The organism is Streptomyces sp. ATexAB-D23 (assembly GCF_000373645.1).
In the GTDB taxonomy this organism is placed as follows: domain Bacteria; phylum Actinomycetota; class Actinomycetes; order Streptomycetales; family Streptomycetaceae; genus Streptomyces; species Streptomyces castrisilvae.
Map to the genome: position 1 here is coordinate 489,748 of NZ_KB892002.1, position 19,285 is coordinate 509,032.

Below are 19,285 nucleotides of genomic sequence, written 5' to 3' on the forward strand. Positions count from 1 at the left end.
AGGTCAGACGAACAAGTGATTACTTGTTGATCTTGGTGACCTGGCCGGCGCCCACGGTCCGGCCACCCTCACGGATGGCGAACTTCAGGCCCTCTTCCATGGCGACCGGCTGGATCAGCGCGACGGACATGACGGTGTTGTCACCGGGCATGACCATCTCGGTGCCCTCGGGGAGGGTCACAACGCCCGTCACGTCCGTGGTACGGAAGTAGAACTGCGGGCGGTAGTTGTTGAAGAAGGGGGTGTGACGGCCACCCTCGTCCTTCGACAGGATGTAGGCCTGGGCCTCGAACTCGGTGTGCGGCGTGACCGAACCGGGCTTGATGATGACCTGGCCGCGCTCGACGTCCTCGCGCTTGATGCCACGGAGGAGCAGACCGACGTTCTCACCGGCCTGGCCCTCGTCGAGCAGCTTGCGGAACATCTCGATGCCGGTGACCGTGGTGGTGGTCTTCTCCTGCTTGATACCCACGATGTCAACGGTCTCGTTGACCTTGAGGATACCGCGCTCGATACGACCGGTGACGACGGTGCCACGACCGGTGATCGTGAAGACGTCCTCGATCGGCATCAGGAACGGCTTGTCGACGTCGCGCTCGGGCTGCGGGATGTTCTCGTCCACGGCCTTCATGAGCTCGAGGACGGTGTTGCCCCACTCCTTGTCGCCCTCAAGGGCCTTGAGCGCCGAGACCTTGACGACCGGAAGGTCGTCGCCCGGGAACTCGTACTCGGAGAGCAGCTCGCGGACCTCGAGCTCGACGAGCTCCAGGATCTCCTCGTCGTCCACCATGTCGGCCTTGTTCAGCGCGACGACGATGTACGGCACGCCGACCTGGCGGGCCAGGAGCACGTGCTCCTTGGTCTGCGGCATCGGGCCGTCGGTGGCGGCGACCACGAGGATGGCACCGTCCATCTGCGCGGCACCGGTGATCATGTTCTTGATGTAGTCCGCGTGACCCGGGCAGTCGACGTGAGCGTAGTGACGCTGCTCAGTCTGGTACTCGACGTGCGCGATGGAGATGGTGATACCGCGCTGGCGCTCCTCGGGAGCCTTGTCGATCTGGTCGAAGGCCGAGGCCTCGTTCAGGTCCGGGTACGCGTCGTGCAGCACCTTGGTAATGGCGGCCGTGAGGGTCGTCTTACCGTGGTCGATGTGACCGATGGTGCCGATGTTGACGTGCGGCTTAGTCCGCTCGAACTTCGCCTTCGCCACTGGGTCCTCCTGTGGAGTGGTTCTGTACGCCTTGCTTCATCGGCGCCAGGTGATCTTTGCTGGGATGCCGGCCCCCGGGGGCATTCTCCGCGAAGTGTGAACTCCGCGACGAATGCCCCACGGGCTCCGGTGACAAGCCTAAAGCGTGAGCTCGGGAGAGTTACTCGCCCTTGGCCTTCGCGATGATCTCCTCGGCGACGTTCCGCGGAACCTCGGCGTAGGAGTCGAACTGCATCGAGTAGCTTGCGCGACCCGAGGTCTTGCTGCGGAGGTCTCCGACGTAGCCGAACATCTCCGAGAGGGGCACGAGGCCCTTCACGACGCGAGCGCCGCTGCGCTCCTCCATGGCCTGGATCTGGCCACGGCGGGAGTTGAGGTCGCCGATCACTTCACCCATGTAGTCCTCGGGCGTGGTGACCTCGACCGACATCATCGGCTCCAGGAGCACGGGGGACGCCTTGCGGGCACCCTCCTTGAACGCCTGCGAACCGGCGACCTTGAACGCCAGCTCGGACGAGTCGACCTCGTGGTAACCACCGTCGAGAAGGGTGACGCGGACGCCGACCATCTCGTAACCGGCCAGGATGCCGAACTGCATGGCTTCCTGAGCACCCGCGTCCACCGAGGGAATGTACTCACGGGGGATGCGGCCACCGGTGACCTTGTTGACGAACTCGTACGACGCGTCGCCGCCCTCAAGGGGCTCGATGGCGATCTGCACCTTCGCGAACTGGCCGGTACCACCAGTCTGCTTCTTGTGCGTGTAGTCGATGCGCTCGACGGCCTTGCGGATCGTCTCGCGGTACGCCACCTGCGGCTTGCCGACGTTCGCCTCGACGCGGAACTCGCGCTTCATGCGGTCGACGAGCACCTCAAGGTGAAGCTCGCCCATACCACCGATGATGGTCTGGCCGGTCTCCTCGTCGGAGTGCACCTGGAAGGACGGGTCCTCCTCGGAGAGGCGCTGGATGGCGACACCCAGCTTCTCCTGGTCACCCTTGGACTTGGGCTCGATGGCGACCTCGATCACCGGCGCCGGGAAGTCCATGGACTCCAGGATCACCGGGTTCTTGTCGTCGCACAGCGTCTCACCGGTGGTGGTCTGCTTCAGGCCCATGACGGCGATGATGTCGCCGGCGCCCACCGAGTCGATCTCCTCACGCTTGTTCGCGTGCATGCGGTAGATCTTGCCGATGCGCTCCTTCTTGCCCTTGACGGAGTTCAGCACCGCGGTGCCGGCGTCCAGGCGACCGGAGTAGATCCGGACGAAGGTGAGCTTGCCGAGGTGCGGGTCGCTCGCGATCTTGAACGCGAGCGCGGAAAGCGGCTCGTCGTCCGAGGGCTTGCGCTTGACCACGGTCTCGGGGTCCTTGGGGTCGTGGCCCTCGATGGCCTCGACGTCCAGGGGGGAAGGCAGGTAGCGGACGACCGCGTCGAGCAGGGGCTGGACGCCCTTGTTCTTGAACGCCGTGCCACAGAACACCGGGGTGACGGTGGCGGAGTCGGCACCGCCCCTGGAGGCCAGGGTGATGCGGCGGACCGCCTCGTGCAGCTGGTCCTGGGTGGGCTCGGTGCCCTCCAGGTACAGCTCCATCATGGTGTCGTCGTTCTCGGCCACGGCCTCAAGGAGCTTGCCGCGCCATTCCTCGGCGGCCTCCTTGAGGTTGTCCGGGATGTCGACGACGTTGTACATCTCGCCCTTGGCGGCCTCTTCGGGGTACACGAAGGCCTTCATCGACACGAGGTCGACAACGCCCGTGAAGCCGGCCTCGGCGCCGATCGGCAGCTGCATGACGATCGGGGTCGCACCGAGGCGGTCCACGATCATGTTGACGCAGCGGAAGAAGTCGGCGCCGGTGCGGTCGAGCTTGTTGACGAAGCAGATACGCGGCACGCCGTAGCGGTCCGCCTGACGCCAGACGGTCTCGGACTGCGGCTCGACGCCGGCCACACCGTCGAACACGGTGACAGCGCCGTCGAGGACGCGGAGCGAACGCTCCACCTCGACGGTGAAGTCGACGTGACCCGGGGTGTCGATGATGTTGATGGTGTGGTCAACATCATTGAGCGGCCAGTGACAGGTCGTCGCGGCGGACGTGATCGTGATGCCGCGCTCCTGCTCCTGCTCCATCCAGTCCATCGTGGCGGCGCCGTCGTGGACCTCGCCGATCTTGTACGAAACGCCGGTGTAGAACAGGATCCGCTCAGTGGTGGTCGTCTTGCCCGCGTCGATGTGGGCCATGATCCCAATATTGCGGACCTTGGCCAGGTCAAGCGAAGTGGTGGCCATAAGGCTCAGTCTTCTCTCGGTCTCGATGGGGGTAGCGACTACCAGCGGTAGTGCGCGAAGGCCTTGTTGGACTCGGCCATCTTGTGGGTGTCCTCACGCTTCTTGACGGCAGCGCCAAGACCGTTCGAGGCGTCGAGCAGCTCGTTCATGAGCCGCTCGGTCATCGTCTTCTCGCGGCGGGCGCGGGAGTAACCGACGACCCAGCGCAGCGCGAGGGTGGCGGCGCGACCGGGCTTGACCTCGATCGGCACCTGGTAGGTGGCGCCACCGACACGGCGGGACTTGACCTCGAGCGAGGGCTTGACGTTCTCCAGCGCGCGCTTCAGCGTGATGACCGGGTCGGCGCCGGTCTTCTCACGAAGACCCTCCATGGCGCCGTACACGATCCGCTCGGCGGTGGAACGCTTGCCGTCGAGCAGGATCTTGTTGATCAGCGACGTGACAAGAGGAGAGCTGTAGACCGGGTCGATGATGACCGGGCGCTTCGGGGCGGGGCCCTTACGAGGCATTCTTACTTCTCCTTCTTGGCGCCGTAGCGGCTGCGGGCCTGCTTGCGGTTCTTGACACCCTGGGTGTCGAGCGAGCCGCGGATGATCTTGTAACGAACACCCGGCAGGTCCTTCACACGGCCACCACGCACGAGCACGATGGAGTGCTCCTGCAGGTTGTGTCCCTCACCCGGGATGTAGGCCGTGACCTCGATACCAGAGGTCAGACGCACACGCGCGACCTTCCGGAGCGCGGAGTTCGGCTTCTTCGGGGTGGTCGTGAACACACGCGTGCAGACGCCGCGGCGCTGGGGCGAACCCTCCAGTGCGGGCGTCTTGTTCTTCTCGACCTTGTCCTGCCGGCCCTTCCGGACCAGCTGCTGGATCGTAGGCACTACTTCTCCGGTTTCTGTGTGCCGTCGGTGAAACTAACCTGGAACATCGCCGACCCACGCGGTCGGGTGTGTCGAATCACGCAAGCTCCTGCCGCAAGGCACGAAGAGCACGGATCACGGTGGCCAAAGACAGACTCGCCATGCGGTTGAGGACACGCACACGAGCCCAGGCACACCCCAGGCACAAGGTCTGAGCGTACCTACCTCACGGACTTGGGTCAAAACAAATGCTGTCCAGGCCAGGAGTGGCGGCCCCGGACCGGAATCGGGGTGCGCCTGTCGCCCCTCACCACGGAAGGGGACGCGATCCGCCGCACACCGGGCCGGCGTCGCCCCCTCCCCGGATCAGCGAGCCGGGTGGACGCCCCGGCCATCAGCCGGTGGGCCGTCGCCGTGCCCGCGAGGTCGCCCATCCGTTCCGCGGCCGTGAGCGCGGTCCGCCGGCGCGCCGGCTGGTCCCGCCACGGACCCCGCGGCGCGGAGTGGGCGGCATGTGCCCAGGACAGTTGCCGGCATGCGACTCGAACCCGGATCACACCGTCTGCCGCACCGCGCGCAGCAGACGGGGCTCACCGGCGAGGGCCGCGGCTGCCTGGGCCAGGCCCGAACCCGGGTAGCGCCCCAGCCGCGGCCGGGGCGCTGAGCGCCAGGTACGTACGGGAGAAGATCCGTCGGACTCCGCTCTCCCCCATGGCGTCCGGCCTCGCCCGGGGCTGACCCAGTTCGGCGGCGAAGGTGCCGAGCGGAAGCGAGGGGTACACGGCTGCCCGTGCCGAAACGACGGACAGGGCAAGGGGCAGGCCCCCGGTCGCGCCGATGATCGCGTCGACGGCCGTCGGCTCGGCACCGACCCGCTCGGCACCGAGCCGCCGGGCCAGCAGCTCCACCGCCTCCCGCCGCGCCAGCACGTCCAGGATCAGCAGGCGGGCGCCCTCGGCCACGACCAGGCCGTCCAGCCGGTCGCGGCTGGTGATGACCACCGTGCCCGTGCCCGGCAGCAGCGCGCGTACCTGCTCCTCGTCCCGCGCGTTGTCGAGCACCACCAGCATGCGGCGGGACGCCAGCAGGCTCCGGAAGAGCCCGGCGCGGGCCCCCAGCCCTTCGGGTATGCGCGAGAACGGCACGTCGAGGGCTTCCAGGAAACCGCGCAGTGCCTCTCGTGGAGAGACCTCGTCGGCCGCGTCGTACCCCCTCAGGTTCACGTAGAGGTGACCGTCCGGGAACCGGTCGGCCACCCGGCGCGCCCAGTGCAGCGTCAGGGCCGTCTTGCCCACCCCGGCCATGCCGGACACCACCGATACGGCGCCGGCACACGGCGTCCCGTCCAGCTCGCCCAAAGGCGCGTCGAGGAGGCCCAGTTCCGTCTCCCTGCCCACGAAGTGCGGTGTGGTGGCGGGCAGTTGCTCCGGCCGCGCGCCCGAGGAAGCGGAGCCGGTACGGCTCCCGCCCACGGCGAGGGCGCGGGGCCTGTCGAGGAGACCGGGACGGTGATGCAGGATGTCGTCGTACAACCGGCTCAGACCGGGCAGCAGGTCGAGACCGGTCTCCTGGGTCACGACACGACGCGCCTGCCGGTAGGCGTCGAGCGCGCCGGAGACGTCCCCGATGCGGTACAGCCCCAGCATCAGCTGCCCCCAGGCCCGCTGACGCAGCGGATGCCGGTCGAGCATGGCCCGCAGGCTGCAGACCGCGCCGGCCGGACTGCCCATCTCCAGCATCGCCTCGCCCCGGTCCTCCTCAGCGATCAACCGCCGTTCCGTCGCCCGTTCGGCCAGTGCCGTCAGTGACGGCGACAGCGGCAGCCCGGCCAGCGGCGTCGTACCCCGCCACAGTCCTAAGGCGGCGGAGAGCTCGGTCTCCGCGACAGCGGGGTCGCCCGCGGCCAGGGCCGCGCGCCCCCGTTCGGCCGCCGCGTCGAACCGGTCCAGATCACGTTCGCCCGGTTCCACCCGCAGCAGGTAGCCACCCGATGCCTGCGGCATGCGCTCCCGCGTACCCCGGTCCAGCGACTTGCGCAGACCGCGGGCGTACGTCCGCAGGTTGGCCGCGCCGGACGCCGGAGGCGTGTCGCCCCACAGCACCGTGGTGAGTTCGTCGGCGCCGACCGTCTCGCCCGGGCGCAGCACCAGGGCGGCGAGCAGAAGCCTCTGTTTGACGGAGCCAAGGGGAAGCTCACGGCCGTCCCGAACCACTCGCAGGGGGCCAAGAACGTCGAAATGCACATACACCGCCCCCTGTGACCCCGAAGGGCCACGCCCCTTTACGAAAATTGTGCGCAGGTTATACGGAGGCCGTCGGTCATGTCACCTAGCATTCCGCCATCCCTATGGAGCGGACCCACGAAATGCCTGCTCAACGACCCCGCCCCCCACCCCTCAGGTCGTGTCGACGGAGTTTTCCCGGATTTCACTGAGTCGCTTTTCGGATGATTCACCAGGAGGTTGTGCATGAGGTTCGAAATACTCGGCCCGACCCGTGTCGTCGCAGGCGAGGCCGTGCTCGACGTCAAGGCCGCGAAGATGCAGTTGCTGCTGACCGCTCTGCTCGTCCGGGCGGGGCAGACGGTGACCACCCCACAGCTGGTGACCGAGCTGTGGGGCGATCTGCCTCCCCGCCGCGCCCTGGCCGCGCTCCACGTGTACATCTCACAGCTGCGGAAGTCGCTGGCCGCACTCCGCGAGGCGGGTGCGCCGGGCGCCGGAGGAGATCTCTCCGTGGCATCGCTCGTCACCGGCAGCTCGGGGTACGTCTTCCAGCTGCGCGAAGCCGGGCTCGATCTCCTCGATCTCCAGAACCTGATGGCGCGGGGACGGGCCTGCGCGAAGGCCGGTCAGCACGAGAATGCCTCCCGGTTGTTCCGGCGCGCTGTCGGACTGTGGCGGGGCCCGTGGCCCGGCGAGGGGGCGGAGGGCCCGATCATCAGCGGGTTCGCCACGTGGGTGAGTGAGGCGCGGATGGAGTGCTCCGAGCTGCTGATGGAGGCCCACCTCGCCGCCGGGCGCCACCGGGAGGTCATCGCACCCCTGCGCGCGCTCATCGCGCAGCACCCGCTCCGTGAGTCGTTCCACCGGCTCCTCATGCTGGCCCTGTACCGGTCGGAGCGGCAGGGGGACGCCCTGATGGTGTATCAGAATGCGCGGCGCTCCCTGAACCAGAGCCTGGGCGTGGAACCCGGCAGGCGCTTGAAGCAGGTGCAGCATCAGATCATCTGCGCGGACCGCTGCCTGGACCTGTCGGAATCCTGATCCGCCGGCCGGTCACGTCGGGCGGGCTGTCAGGTGGAAGCGTCGGCTCCGGTCGGGTCGGCGGTGCCGGCGGCGTCGCCCGGCACCGTCCGGCGCGCACGGGCCACCGACGGCCCGATCGCCGCGACACCCACCAGGAAGATCGCACCCATCGCCAGCCATCCCTCCGCCGTGTGGCCCACCACCAGCACCGACACCACGGCGGGGCCGACCGTCGCCTGCACCACCATGTGGAGGTGGAAGGCACCGAGGTACTCACCCCGGGCGTGCTCGGGGGCGAGTCCGAATCCCAGGCCGAAACCGCTCGCGGACTGCCAGAGTTCGGCCAGGGTGAGAAGCAGGACGGCACAGAGCACGATCCCGCCGGTGGCCACGTTCCCCCACGCTCCGCCCAGGGCCAGCGCGGCACACGCGGCGGCACTGACGAGGCCGGCCCTGCGGGCCGCGGTGACAGCACCGTCGAGGGTGTCCGCGCCCCGGGAGGCCGCCACCTGGAAGAGCACCACCAGAACCGTGTTCACACCCATGATCAGCGGGACGATCCCGTGCGGGAGGTCAGTGCTCTGCACGATCCACAGCGGTATCCCGACCAGGAGTACGGCACTGTGCAGGGCCAGCAGGCTGGAGGCGCCGACCACGGCGAGGAACGGCCTGTCACGCAGCGCGCGGAATCGGCCCGCTCCTCCGCCGCCGGACTTGACGACGGTCGCCGGCAGCCCCAGCACCAATGAGGCGGCCAGCAGGAAGGTGAGCCCGTTGCCCAGCGGCAGCGCCTGAAGCGCCATGCCTCCGAGGCCGATCACTGTCGCCGAGAGCAGGGTGCCGACGGTGAAGCCCACGTTGAAGAGCGAGCGCAGGGCGGCACGGGCCGTCACCCTGTCCTGCTCCGGGATCAGCTCCATGACCAGGGCGCCGAAGGCCGGGCCGCAGCCGAATTCGAGTGCGCCGATGAGGATCACCAACGGGAAGAACAGCACGGGTGAGTGCACGAGCGGATACAGCGCGTACGCCCCGGCGAGTATGAACAGGAGGATGGCCAGCAGACGCCGGGCGCCTGTCCGGTCGGTCATCCGGCCGAGCAGCACGCTGGACACGAACCCGCTGAACCCGGCGAGGGAGAGACCGAGGCCCACCGTGGCCACCGGCAGGTCGGCGACCAGGACGAAGTAGACCGCCGAGCCGGACAGGAAGAGTCCGTTCCCCATGCTGTCGAGGAAGTGCAGGATCCCCAGCCGCCGGGCTGGGCCGGTAAGTGTGGAGAAGTTGTCCCGGACGAATTTTCTCAGCATGTGGGTGACCGATCGACGGAAGCGGGCGGAAGAGGGGGCAGGGTGTCGAAAGCAGGACGTGCTCAGCCGGCCGGGGGCGACCCGGGGGCGGTGGAGGGAAGGCCGGGCGCGGGAGCGGGAGCGACCACCACACCGGTGGGAGCGGACGCCAGGCAGGCAGCAGCGACGCCCTCGACGTCGTCGCGTGTCGTGGCGCGCAGCCGGTTCTCGTAGTCACGGAGCCAGTGGGGCTCCAGACCGCTCGCCAGCACTCCGGTCAGGGTGGAAGCCGTGCCCGAGCGTGAGGAGCAGGCCATCGCCATCGAGCCGACGGCGTAGTTGCAGGCGCCGGCGAGCTCCTCCGCAGTGAATCCACCGTCCGCGAGCCGGTGCAACTCCTCCCGGATCAGAGCCAGGGCGCGTGCCGCTCCGTCGGTCCTGACATCCGCCTCGACGGTGAACGCGGCCGTCCGGCCGAGCGGATCGAGCACTGCCCGGGGGGCGTATGCGAGGCCCTCCCGCTCGCGGAGCACACGGGTCAGCCGACTGCCGTAGTAGCCGCCGAGCATCAGCACCGCGAGTTGGAGCGCGGGGTAGGAGCCGTCCCCTCGGCCGGGGACGACGCCGCCCAGCCTGATCAGGGTCTGCGGGGTCTCCGGCAGCAACAGGGTGACCGGCTCCGTCCGTGGCCGGCCCGGCTCCGGGGCGGTCCCGTCACCGTCACCGGCGTGCTCGGTCGCCGCGGGCAGCAGCGTGACCGCGGCGGCGAGCAGGGCGTCGGCGGCGCCGCTGCCCACGACGACCGCCCTGCGTCCGGCGGCCGGGGGACCGGCGAGCAGAGCCGTCAGCTCCGCCCCGGTGACGTGCGCGGCGTGGGCGGCGGTGGGGGGTATCCCGTACGGGTGGTCCCCGTACACGGCGGCGAGGAATCCCGCGCGGGCCACCGCGGCCGGGTGCCCGGCGGCGGCTGTGATCCGTGCGCCGACCCGGGCCGCCGCCGTTCGTACGCGGTCGGGTGCGAACAGCCCGTCTCCGGAGAGGGCGGCGGCAACCCGTGCGGCGACGTCCGACAGATCCTCCCCGAAGGTGCGGAGAGCGATCACCAGCCGGTCGGCGCGCGCCTCGACGCGGGTAACCGCGAGCGAACCCACGGACTCCTCCAAGGCGGCCCCGAGCACCTCGGACGCGACCTTCGTCCGCGTGGTGTGGGCCCGGGACGCGGCGGTCAGAGGCAGCAGCAGGCGCGCCTCGGCGAGGCCGGCGGAGCCGGGCCTGCCGACGGCCACCGCCGTGCCGCCCGGCGTCGCGGCGCCCAGATGCGTGAACGGGGCGAAGTGCGGCCGGGGAAGTGCCCGCGGCTCCGGGCCCCGTGACATCTCCCTCATCGGGCAGCTCCTGACGACGACGGGACGGCGGAGACGGGGAGGCTGGTGATCCGGGCTCCGGGAAGGCCCGCGTAGTGCCCGGCCCACCTGGCCACCTCCTGGTCCGGTACCACGCGCAGGGCATCGGGCACCGACTCCAGGTGGTGGGGATCGTCGTGGACCGCCGCGCCGACCGCGAGCCACGAGGCACGGCTCGTCACGGAGTCGAGTTCCGCGTGCAGGTGCAGCGCGGTCTGCCGGCGGATGGCGGCGAGCGGTTCCGCGACCGGGACCCGCCCGTCGGCGATCCCGCCGAGCAGGTGTCGCACACACTGCTCCGCCTCGTCGGGCGAGGCGTCCACCGGGTGGGGGAAGTCCACCGCGAACAGGGCGCCGTGAGCGATGTCGAACGGATTGCCGGTGCGGGAGACACGTGCCCGGAGTTCTCCTCGGGGACGGCTGTCCGGCGCGTGGCAGCCGCAGCGGTCCCCCAGCGTCTCCAGGACTTCGCTCAGCAGCACGGTCGCCAGGTGGCCGGACGGGTCGAGGGAGGGCGAAGGGCTGCGGAACCCGCAGACCGTCCGGCCCGCCGGGGCGACCCGGTCGCCCCGGTACCGGTGCCGGGGCCCGGTGACCGGTGTCTCCTCGGCCCGGTCGTGCCGCCACGCCGGCCGGGCCGGCAGCCCGCCCAGCATCCGCTCGACGAGACCGAGAGCACGGTCCGGGTCGAAGTCGCCCGCCAGCGCCAGATGGATGTTCTCCGGGGCGTAGGACCGGTCGTAGAACCCGCGGAGCGTCTCCGGGTCCAGCCCGTTCAGCGCTTCGGGATCACCGTAGCCGTTGTGGCGGTTCTCCCAGGTGTCGTGCAGAAGGTCCGGGAGGTCGAAGAGAACGAGCCCACCGTGGGGCCGCTGGAGGATGTTGCGGCGAATCTCGGCGAGCACCACGTCCTTCTGCGCGGCGACGTGGGAGGCGGAGAGATCCGGGTCCGCCAGGCGGTCGCGTTCGATGCGCAGTCCGACCTCGAACCCGTCGGCCGGCAGCACCGAGGTGTACTGGGTGTAATCGGCGGCCGTTCGCGCGTTCATCGTGCCGCCCATGGCCAGCACCGCCTCGGTCAGTGGTCTGCTGCTGGACGCGCCCTGGACCAGGACGTGTTCGAGGAGGTGGGCGGCGCCGGCGACCGGTTCGTTGCGGAACCCGGTGCCGACGTGCAGGCAGACCGCGACGACGTGCGTACCGGGAAGCGGCTCCAACAGGACCCTGAGCCCGTTGCCGAGGCGGATGGTCCCGGTCATGAGCGGTCCTCCCGCAGAGCCGAGTACAGCACCTGATCGTGCCAGGCGCCGCCCCGCCACTGCGCCCGGCGCAGAACGCCTTCTTGGACGAACCCAGCCTTCTCCAGGGCGCGTCGCTCGGCGATGTTGGCGTGATCGGTCCATGCCTGGACGCGCTCGGCGCGGGTGTGGTCGAAGAGGTAGTCGAGCAGCTGCCGCTGGGCCCGGGTCCCGGTGCCCAGCCCCCGGGCCGACGGGAACAGCCCGATGGCCACCGTCCAGCACGACGACGTGTCGGGACGCCCCCAGGCGGACCGGAACCACTCGGTCCGGCCCACGGTCGCGCCGTCGGCCGTCACGCTCAGCACTCCGCCCTCCGGTCCGAGCAGCCCGTCATCGGCGAGCCGCCGGCGCATGCGGAGGGCAGGCGTGAAGCCGAACCACTGGTGAGGACCGGTTCCTTCGGCCGTGGCGAACTCCCTTTCGAAGAGATCGAGATCGGCCTCGGTGACGGGCCGGAGGGACACTTCATGGATCACGGGGTGCTCCTGGTAGCGGGTGTTTCCTCATGCGGGTACGCCTCGTCCTCACCGTCCGCGAGCCGGACGGGAAGGCTTCCGTCCGCCTCGACGACATCGCACCAGCCCGGAGGAGCGACGCCGCGGCGCAGGTCGCGGTGGACGAGCAGCCATCGCGCCGCGAAGCGCACCAGCGGCCGGACCGGTACCGCACGGCAGACGGCGTCACCGATCCGTACCTCACGCATCGCGCCGCCGGCCTTCTCGTAGGCCGCCCCGATGGACGGGAAGTCACCTTCCCAGACCAGCAGTTCGGGCACGTCGTACCACTCGGTCGCGCCGTCGGCACCGGCGCGGGGCAACGCCCACCGTCCGGACCGGCGCCCGGGGTAGGCCACCTGGTACTCGGCAAGGTGCAGGACCGTGCACCTCCCCCACCCCGTCCCCAACATCAGCACCGTCGCGTCGAGGTCCCACAGGCGCCCCAGCGGGCTCTGCGCGGAGAACCGCCAGGCGTCGGGATGACGGCCGACGACGGCTGCCGCCAACGGACCCTGCGCCGCGAACGATACGTGCGGGTGCGGCGACCTCAGCGTGTCCGGCAGCGACCTCACCAGGTCCGGGACTGCCCCGATGGTCCGGGCGACCGGGGTGCACAGCGGGTCGTACGGGGGGATCTCCGCGGACACGTCGGGGTGCGGAGCCAGGTCTCGGCGCAGCCAGGTGCGCGGGTGGCAGAGCTGAGGGGTGAAGGCGGGCACCACCAGGGTGCCCGTGGGGCCGATGGCGTCGCGCAGGGCGAGTTGGACGCTCTGCGCCCCGCCGGCCACGTAGCCGAAGGAACGGAGCGATGTGTGGACCAGGACCACGTCCCCGGACGCGGTTCCCAATGCGCCGAGCCCACGGACCAACGAGCCCCGGGTCACGACCTGGCGGGGCACCCCCGCGGACGGCTCCCCGTGCGTCACGGCCCCTCCCCCGCGTCCGCCTCGCGGCCGAACTCCTCCGCGCAGGCCGTGAGCGCCCAGCGGTACCACGCGCGCACATTGCCCGGCCGGCTCAGCGGGTGGGCCTCCGTCGGGAAGAACGCCGCCTCGCTGCGAGCGCCCTCGCTCAACAGCAGCCGGTGCGTCCTCAAGGTCTCCGTCGGCGGCACCAGACCGTCGTGGACTCCGTGCGAGAGCAGCACGCGTGTGCCCGGCGGCACCGGTCCCCGGGGGAGGCTCTGTGCGCGGTAGTCCGCCTCCCGGTCCACGAGGTCGCCGTACTCGCGAACCCACTGCCAGCCCACATCGCTTCCGCCGGCCACCTGAACGAAGTCGAGCGGCGCGGCGTGCGCCGCCACCAGCCGCGGGCGCAGCTCCGCCGCCGTCGCCAGAGCGAGATACCCCCCGAAGCTGCCGCCCATCAGGGCGAGACCGGTGTCCTCCAGACCCGCTTCGGCCCGCAGCAGGCGCACCTGCTCGGCGGCAGCCGCGGCGATGCCGGTGCGCCACACACGCCAGCCCGCGGTGACGGCGTCCCCGTACCCGAGACTCAACGGCGGCTCGACCAGGGCCACCGCATATCCGCGGGCCACGAACGGCCAGGGATTCCATCTCCAGGACCACTCGGTCCAGCTCTTGAACGGGCCTCCGTGAAAGAACACGACGGTGCCGCGCGCCGGCGCGTCCTCCGGCAGGCACAGCCAACTGGCCAGCCGGCCTTCCACACCCGCGACCCGCTGCGGACGGTACACCGCCCTGCCGGGACGCTCCGGCATCCGAGTCGTCTCCACCCGTTCGACAGCGGCACCGCCCAGGTCCATGACGTCGAGGACCGGCGGCTCGTCGGGGGTCGACGACAGCACTGCCACGCCCCCGCCCCGGACCCGCAGGTCGAGGACCGATCCCGGGACCCGCAGGACCGACCGGCGGCCGCTGTCGAGGTCGTGCACATGGATGGACCTGAGCGGTCCGTCCTCGGCGGTGCACACGAGCCGGCCCGCGCCGCTCCATCCGGCCGGCCGCTGCCACAGTCCGTCCGGAGCCGCCAGCCTCCGCAGCTCCCACGTCTCGCTGTCCAGCACACAGGCGATCTGCCGGGGCGGCTCGTCGCCGGACGGGACCGAGGTACCGAGGTAGGCGACGGACCGTCCCTCCGGATGCTGCACCGGGTAGCAGAGGTCCAGCCCGTCGAAGTCGATCGGCCTGCCGGGCCGGTTTCCGTCGGCGGGCACCGCGAGCAGCGAGAAGGAGCGGACACCTCCGGGGGACTGCGCGTACATCCCCAGCAGCAGCGTTCCTTCCCCCGCCCAGGCCACCTCGCCGGTGAGCTGCCTCCCGGGTGGCACCTCCAGACGCACCTCGCGCGGCTCGGCGGCGGCGTCGGTCGGCACCAGGAGCACGCGCCAGTCGTCGAGGGGGCGGCGAGCGGCTCCGAGCGAGATCTCCGATCCGTCGGACCAGACCGCGTCGGAACCGGCGAAGGCCCCGTGTGCGCGGGGGGCATGCCGGCCGGCAACACCCACGAGACAGGCGACCTCGGACGTACCGGGCCGCTCGGCGAGGCCGAGAACCCGTCCGGTGGTGCCGTAGAGCACGCGTTCCGGCCCCTCGACGCCCCGCAGGACGAGACTCTGGCCGTTCCGGCGGCGCACGCACACGAAGCCGCCGTCCACCCTCACCGCCTCGTCGGCGTACGGCATCGTCCACACGGGCCGCCAGGTCGCTCCGGGGCCGCGCGCGTAGCAGAGCAGCGTGGGGACCAGGGCGTTGTCGAGGGTGGGCGCAGAGACTCCGAGAAGCACCGCGTCGTCCCCAAACGCGGCTACCCGGTCGGCCCGGGGCTCGGACACCAGCTCCTCCACGAACCGCATGGCCGCCTCGTGACGACTGGCGCTGCCGTACGTCGCACGGAGTGCGGGAACAGTCATCACGCCGCCTTCCGGGCCAGGCCGTCGACCAGTTCCAGGTCGAAGACCCGGGCGGACCGAACCGCCTCGTTCTCGTCCCGGAATCCGCGCTCCATCACGCACAGCCGGAAGTCGTGGTCGCTGTGCGCCTGCCACAGGTCCCGGAGCACCTCCCGGCAGCGGTCCTGCGACACCGGAGCGGCACCGACCGGTGACAGCAGCCGCAGGCACCAGTGCTCCACCTCGGCGGGGGAAGCACCCCCCAGCGCCTCCTGGGGGAGGTCGTAGTAGGCGAATCGCCCCGGCGGAAGTCTGAAGGTACGGGCCAACAGCCGTTCCTCGGCCGTCCAGTCGGCTGTGGCCACGGTGGGCCGGGCCAGCAGGGCGTCCGGGCGCGGCGCCGGCGGAAAGCCACCGGCGGCCAGTACCTGACCGGCGCCGGCCTCCGGCGGGACACCGACGGCCTCGGCGGCGAGCCGCAGCGTGTAGGCGCGATGACGGACGGGGAAGTCGGCGGCGAACAGCTGGAGACAGGCCAGCGCGCTCCTGGCCGTCACCGGCGACCCCGGCACCAGCGGGCGGTGGTCGAACTCCCCCTCCCTGCCGTACGAACTGCGCCACACCGATTCGGCCGCCATCGCCCCGGCCCGGATGCCGGGCGCCGTCCCGGCGTCCTCCTCGGCCAGTACGGACAGGGCGTGCAGGGCGTCCTGCTTCTTCACATCGCCCTGTGCGCCGATCCTGGCCAGTACGGTCTCCACCGCGCCGCGGGCGGGTCCCGCCGCGCGCAACAGGGCCTGCGCGGACCGTTCGGTGAAATGCAGGCGTGCGGCGACTCGTTCGGCGTCTGCGGCCGCCTCCGCGCCCAGTTCGCCCGTGGCCACCAGTTCCTCGACCGCGTGCCGGACACCGACCAGTGGAATGGTGAGCCCCCGGCCCTCGCCGTCGTCCGCGTGCAGCAGCGCGACGTCCGAGTCGGCCACCAGGCGACCGTCCCGCGCCTGTTCGTAGACCCGCCCGAACCCCCTCATCCCGAAGGCGTCCAGCTCGGCGGCGCGCAGAGCACCCAGACTGCCCGCCCCAGCGACGTCCACGCCCCGGGCCAGCATGGCCAGGATCTCCTTGTGCCGGATCGGCGCGAAGTGCTGGTAGACCCCGTCCACGAGCAGAATCCGGTCACCCGGCCTCGGGTCGAGCGCGAAGAGGTCACCGTGCCGGACCGGGGGAAGGTAGGAGAATCCGTTGTCGGGGCGTTCACCCGGGGGCAGCGTCGGACCGACGAACGCGAAGCGGCGAGACGTCACACAAAGCTCCTGCTGGTGAGTTCCCGTGGTCGGGGGTGGTCCAGGGAGAGGCCGAGGCCGGGCGCGAAGACCTGGACGACAGGTGGCCAGGGGGCGGCCGGCGGGGTGAGGTCCACCGCCATCACGGGCCGGCCGGTACACGCGTGCACCGACTCCACGACCCCGTCGAGCACCTCGCCGAGCGGCCGGACGGGCGGGTCCTGACGGGGCAACTCCTCCTGCTCGCCCGTCGGACCGAGCGGAGGCCGCGGCGCGGGCCCCGAGCGCCGGAAGCTCCAGTCGGGGATGTCGTCACGCGCGCCGCTGATGGTGGAACCGCGGCTCTGCACCGCTTCCATCAGAGCCCGTTCGGCGGCGATGGCCGCCACGGTATGACAGCCGGAACCGCCGAACACCTGCCACATCTCCGGCTGCACCAGCCAACAGGTGTACGTCCAGGTTCCGGGCACGGACGGAATCCGCTCCAGGATCAGCTCCGCCCCGGTCGCGCGCACCCGTTCCCACACCGGCCCGAGACGCGGGCCCAGTCGTTCCGGGGCCACCCGGACGCCGTCACCCGGTTTCCACCGCGCCAGGGAGTCACGCTCCACCAGTTCGAGCAGACCGTGCAGTGCCGCCTCCACATGGTCGTTGCCGCCCGCGAGACCGTTGGTCGTGGTGACGAAGAGAGGCGGCTGCCACCCGTCGTGTGCCCACCCCCGCAGACCGACAGCGGCGGCCGGCACCGGGGTCCCCTTGCCGGACACCAGGTCCCAGCCCTCCGTCCACCCCAGCTCGGTCCGGTCGTCGGCCAACGACGCCGGGTGCAGCGACAGTTCGGAAACGCTGTAACCCGGTGTCAGCCGGGCCGCGGAGCCGCGGTGGACGACCGGCACGGACGCCTCCTCGGCCACCGCCACCTCCAGGGACTCCACGACCGCGGATATCCGCGCGGCGCAGTGGGTGAGGCCCTTGCCCGCGCTCGCGACCAGCGTCGCCGCCCCCGGCCGTATCGCCGACCACACCGGTATCCCGAGGACGTCGAGATCCGTGAGGTCCGCCACGCGGGTCACACCACGCGCCGCCAGCAATGGCCGAAGACGCGCCCAGGTCTCCTCGGGCTCGATCCCGCGCAGGGTGCCCCGGGAGGTGACCGGCGGCGCTCCGCCGGTCATCCAGGGGGCGTGTGCAGGGCTCACCTGTGCTCCCTGCGGAGCTTCACCGCCGCGTCGCGGACGCTCCGCTCGTCGGCCTCGGCCAGGTGGTCCAGGAGCGCCTTGCGCACGGATTCCACCCGCTCGTCGAGGCTCCGGAGGTGGTGGTCGCGCTCGATCTCGGCGAAGGCGGTGCCGCCCATGAAGGAGGCGAGCAGGATGCTGGCGAGATTCTCCGCCGTGGGCTCCTCGACCGTGATCGCGATGTGGATCGAGTTGCCCTCGCGGGCGGTCGCGAAGTGTGGGGTGCCGTGTGGCATGTACAGCACGTCACCCGGCCGCAGCGTCGCCTCGACACGCTGGTCGTCGGCGATCATCCCGTCATGGAGGACCGAGTCGCTGGTCGAGCCCGGGTGGATTCGTCCGAACGTCCAGTCCTTCACCCCGGCGACCTGAAGGACGAAGACATGCGCGCCGTCGTAGTGCGCCTGCATCGCCGTCTTGCCCGGCGGGCTGAGGAAGACGAAGGATTCGAGTCCGCCCTGGAAACGCGGTTCCATGCCCTTGACGAGCGCCCGGATCCGCGGATGCCAGTGCTCGGCCTGGTTGAACTTGAAGGTACCGCCCGCCTCGAAGTCGCGCCGGATCTGTTCCTCCCGCACATAGCCCGGCAGTTCATGACCCACCACGTTCCGCTTGGTGGTCATGTCGCTGATCGCGGTGCGCACACCCTCGTTGAACGCGGTGAAGTACGGCCGGGAAAGCATCCCGCACTCGACCTCGTCCCACATCTCCCGCTCGGTGATCAGGCCGGTGAGGTCACTCGGGGCGCGGAGCACCACGGGCTGGTTCGCCCAATGGTCCCGGAAGAAGGCGTCGGTGTCACCGACCAGGTGTTCCAGCAGGGTGGGGGTCTCCGCCGGGCCGTCCTCGTCCCGCGGGGCGGACACCGGTGCCGCAGTCGTCATCAGCCGATCTCCGTTCGCATGGAATCCAGGGCGGTCCGCGTCCAGCTGGGGCCGTCCAGTTCAGCGACGGTGCGTACGAGAGCCGCCCGCACCTCACTGGTGCGCGCGTCCAGCGCGCGGGTGTGGAAGTGGTGCACGAGGTCCTCCTCCTTGTCGAGGAACCGCCGCAGCACCGCGTCGACCAGGTTCTCGGGCGTGGGCCCGGTGAGGGTGAAGGTCAGATGCATCGACCCACCGTCCAGCGCCACGGCGTCGTGCGGCCAGCCGTGCGGCAGGTACAGCACGTCGCCGGGTTCCATGGTGAACACGTGGGTGGGGCTGGAGCTGTCGACGTCCAGCCCGGCCTGGGCACCGATCTGACCGGGCGCCGCATGCAGGTGCCACTCCTTGCGTCCCTCGATCTGGATCGCCAGCACATGCGCCGCGTCCCGGTGCGGCAGCATGCCCTGCTGCGCCCCCGGGGTCCAGAAGATGTACGAGTTGGCCGCGCAGTCGGTCTGTTCGCCGAGGCTGCGGGCCAGCTCACGCGTCGGCCGGTGCCAGTCGGCGACCTGGTTCAGCTTGAGGCTGGCCCCGCCGGCCATGAGCCTGCGGATCGCGACGGGGTCGGGGAAGCCACCTACCTTGTGCCCGATGACATCCCGCACCGTGGTGTACGAGGACGCCGGCGGTGACTCTCCGCTCTTGAGCAGGGTGAAGTACGGCCACTTGAGCAAGCTGGCGTCCAGGCGGGCCTCGATGTCGGCCGAGGACAGCAGCAGCGAAGGATCGACCGCCCCCCTCGCGAGGTGGTGTCTCAGGCCCCATGTGGCCTCTCCCAGAAGCTCCTCCCGCACCGCGGCGGACAGGACGTTGGCTGTGCTCATCTGCGATGTTCCCCATCCCTGTGCTCGGTGGAACCCGGGAGCGCGGAGCGCTCCCGGGTTTCG

Annotated in this window: 16 protein-coding genes; 1 reads left to right on the top strand and 15 read right to left on the bottom strand. The window is 70.6% G+C overall.

Annotation, left to right across the window (positions count from 1 at the left end; all coding sequences use genetic code 11):
- Positions 1 to 19 precede the first annotated feature (19 nt).
- The 5 genes from tuf to B082_RS35580 form a co-directional block, all read right to left on the bottom strand.
- Positions 20 to 1,213: an elongation factor Tu gene (tuf, locus tag B082_RS0104635; protein ID WP_018550640.1), complete on the bottom strand. Its 1,194-nt coding sequence runs from the start codon at positions 1,211 to 1,213 to the stop codon at positions 20 to 22.
- A gap of 160 nt (positions 1,214 to 1,373) precedes the next feature.
- Positions 1,374 to 3,503, bottom strand: coding sequence for an elongation factor G (gene fusA / locus B082_RS0104640; RefSeq protein ID WP_026249429.1), 2,130 nt, complete (start codon positions 3,501 to 3,503; stop codon positions 1,374 to 1,376).
- Positions 3,504 to 3,541: 38 nt separating this feature from the next.
- Positions 3,542 to 4,012 (bottom strand): 30S ribosomal protein S7, encoded by a 471-nt coding sequence (gene rpsG, locus B082_RS0104645; RefSeq protein ID WP_018101248.1) that lies wholly within the window; start codon positions 4,010 to 4,012, stop codon positions 3,542 to 3,544.
- Between the two features lie 2 nt (positions 4,013 to 4,014).
- A complete protein-coding gene (gene rpsL, locus B082_RS0104650; protein WP_003948652.1) occupies positions 4,015 to 4,386 on the bottom strand; it encodes a 30S ribosomal protein S12 in 372 nt (123 codons plus the stop codon).
- Positions 4,387 to 4,955: 569 nt separating this feature from the next.
- Positions 4,956 to 6,608, bottom strand: coding sequence for an AfsR/SARP family transcriptional regulator (locus B082_RS35580; protein WP_158688856.1), 1,653 nt, complete (start codon positions 6,606 to 6,608; stop codon positions 4,956 to 4,958).
- Between the two features lie 225 nt (positions 6,609 to 6,833).
- On the opposite strand from B082_RS35580, the gene B082_RS0104660 reads away from it, so the two are divergent.
- The gene (locus B082_RS0104660) at positions 6,834 to 7,631 is read left to right on the top strand and encodes an AfsR/SARP family transcriptional regulator (RefSeq protein ID WP_018550642.1); all 798 of its coding nucleotides are present in this window, start codon (positions 6,834 to 6,836) and stop codon (positions 7,629 to 7,631) included.
- A 29-nt stretch (positions 7,632 to 7,660) separates the two neighbouring features.
- Here B082_RS0104660 and B082_RS0104665 read toward each other — a convergent pair whose 3' ends face one another.
- From B082_RS0104665 to B082_RS0104710, 10 genes are all read right to left on the bottom strand, one after another.
- Positions 7,661 to 8,920: an MFS transporter gene (locus B082_RS0104665; protein WP_018550643.1), complete on the bottom strand. Its 1,260-nt coding sequence runs from the start codon at positions 8,918 to 8,920 to the stop codon at positions 7,661 to 7,663.
- Positions 8,921 to 8,982: 62 nt separating this feature from the next.
- Positions 8,983 to 10,284, bottom strand: a complete 1,302-nt coding sequence (locus tag B082_RS37390) for a M16 family metallopeptidase (RefSeq protein WP_018550644.1) — start codon at positions 10,282 to 10,284, stop codon at positions 8,983 to 8,985.
- A complete protein-coding gene (locus tag B082_RS37395; RefSeq protein ID WP_018550645.1) occupies positions 10,281 to 11,561 on the bottom strand; it encodes a M16 family metallopeptidase in 1,281 nt (426 codons plus the stop codon). Before B082_RS37395 ends, B082_RS37390 begins: the two co-directional genes overlap by 4 nt.
- Positions 11,558 to 12,079, bottom strand: coding sequence for a GNAT family N-acetyltransferase (locus tag B082_RS0104680; RefSeq protein ID WP_018550646.1), 522 nt, complete (start codon positions 12,077 to 12,079; stop codon positions 11,558 to 11,560). The genes B082_RS37395 and B082_RS0104680 overlap by 4 nt, the downstream gene beginning before the upstream one ends.
- A complete protein-coding gene (locus tag B082_RS35595; RefSeq protein ID WP_018550647.1) occupies positions 12,076 to 13,026 on the bottom strand; it encodes an aminoglycoside N(3)-acetyltransferase in 951 nt (316 codons plus the stop codon). The genes B082_RS0104680 and B082_RS35595 overlap by 4 nt, the downstream gene beginning before the upstream one ends.
- Positions 13,023 to 14,972 carry a prolyl oligopeptidase family serine peptidase gene (locus B082_RS0104690; RefSeq protein WP_086023899.1) on the bottom strand — a complete coding sequence of 650 codons (1,950 nt, stop codon included), beginning with the start codon at positions 14,970 to 14,972 and terminating at the stop codon, positions 13,023 to 13,025. Before B082_RS0104690 ends, B082_RS35595 begins: the two co-directional genes overlap by 4 nt.
- Complete coding sequence (locus B082_RS39740; protein WP_018550649.1) at positions 14,972 to 16,255, bottom strand: TfuA-like protein; 1,284 nt, start codon at positions 16,253 to 16,255, stop codon at positions 14,972 to 14,974. The genes B082_RS0104690 and B082_RS39740 overlap by 1 nt, the downstream gene beginning before the upstream one ends.
- Positions 16,252 to 17,433: a YcaO-like family protein gene (locus B082_RS39745; RefSeq protein WP_158688857.1), complete on the bottom strand. Its 1,182-nt coding sequence runs from the start codon at positions 17,431 to 17,433 to the stop codon at positions 16,252 to 16,254. Before B082_RS39745 ends, B082_RS39740 begins: the two co-directional genes overlap by 4 nt.
- A complete protein-coding gene (locus B082_RS0104705; RefSeq protein WP_018550651.1) occupies positions 17,430 to 18,356 on the bottom strand; it encodes a JmjC domain-containing protein in 927 nt (308 codons plus the stop codon). Before B082_RS0104705 ends, B082_RS39745 begins: the two co-directional genes overlap by 4 nt.
- Entirely contained in the window at positions 18,356 to 19,222 is an 867-nt protein-coding gene (locus B082_RS0104710) for a JmjC domain-containing protein (protein WP_018550652.1), read from the bottom strand. The genes B082_RS0104705 and B082_RS0104710 overlap by 1 nt, the downstream gene beginning before the upstream one ends.
- Between the last annotated feature and the right edge of the window lie 63 nt (positions 19,223 to 19,285).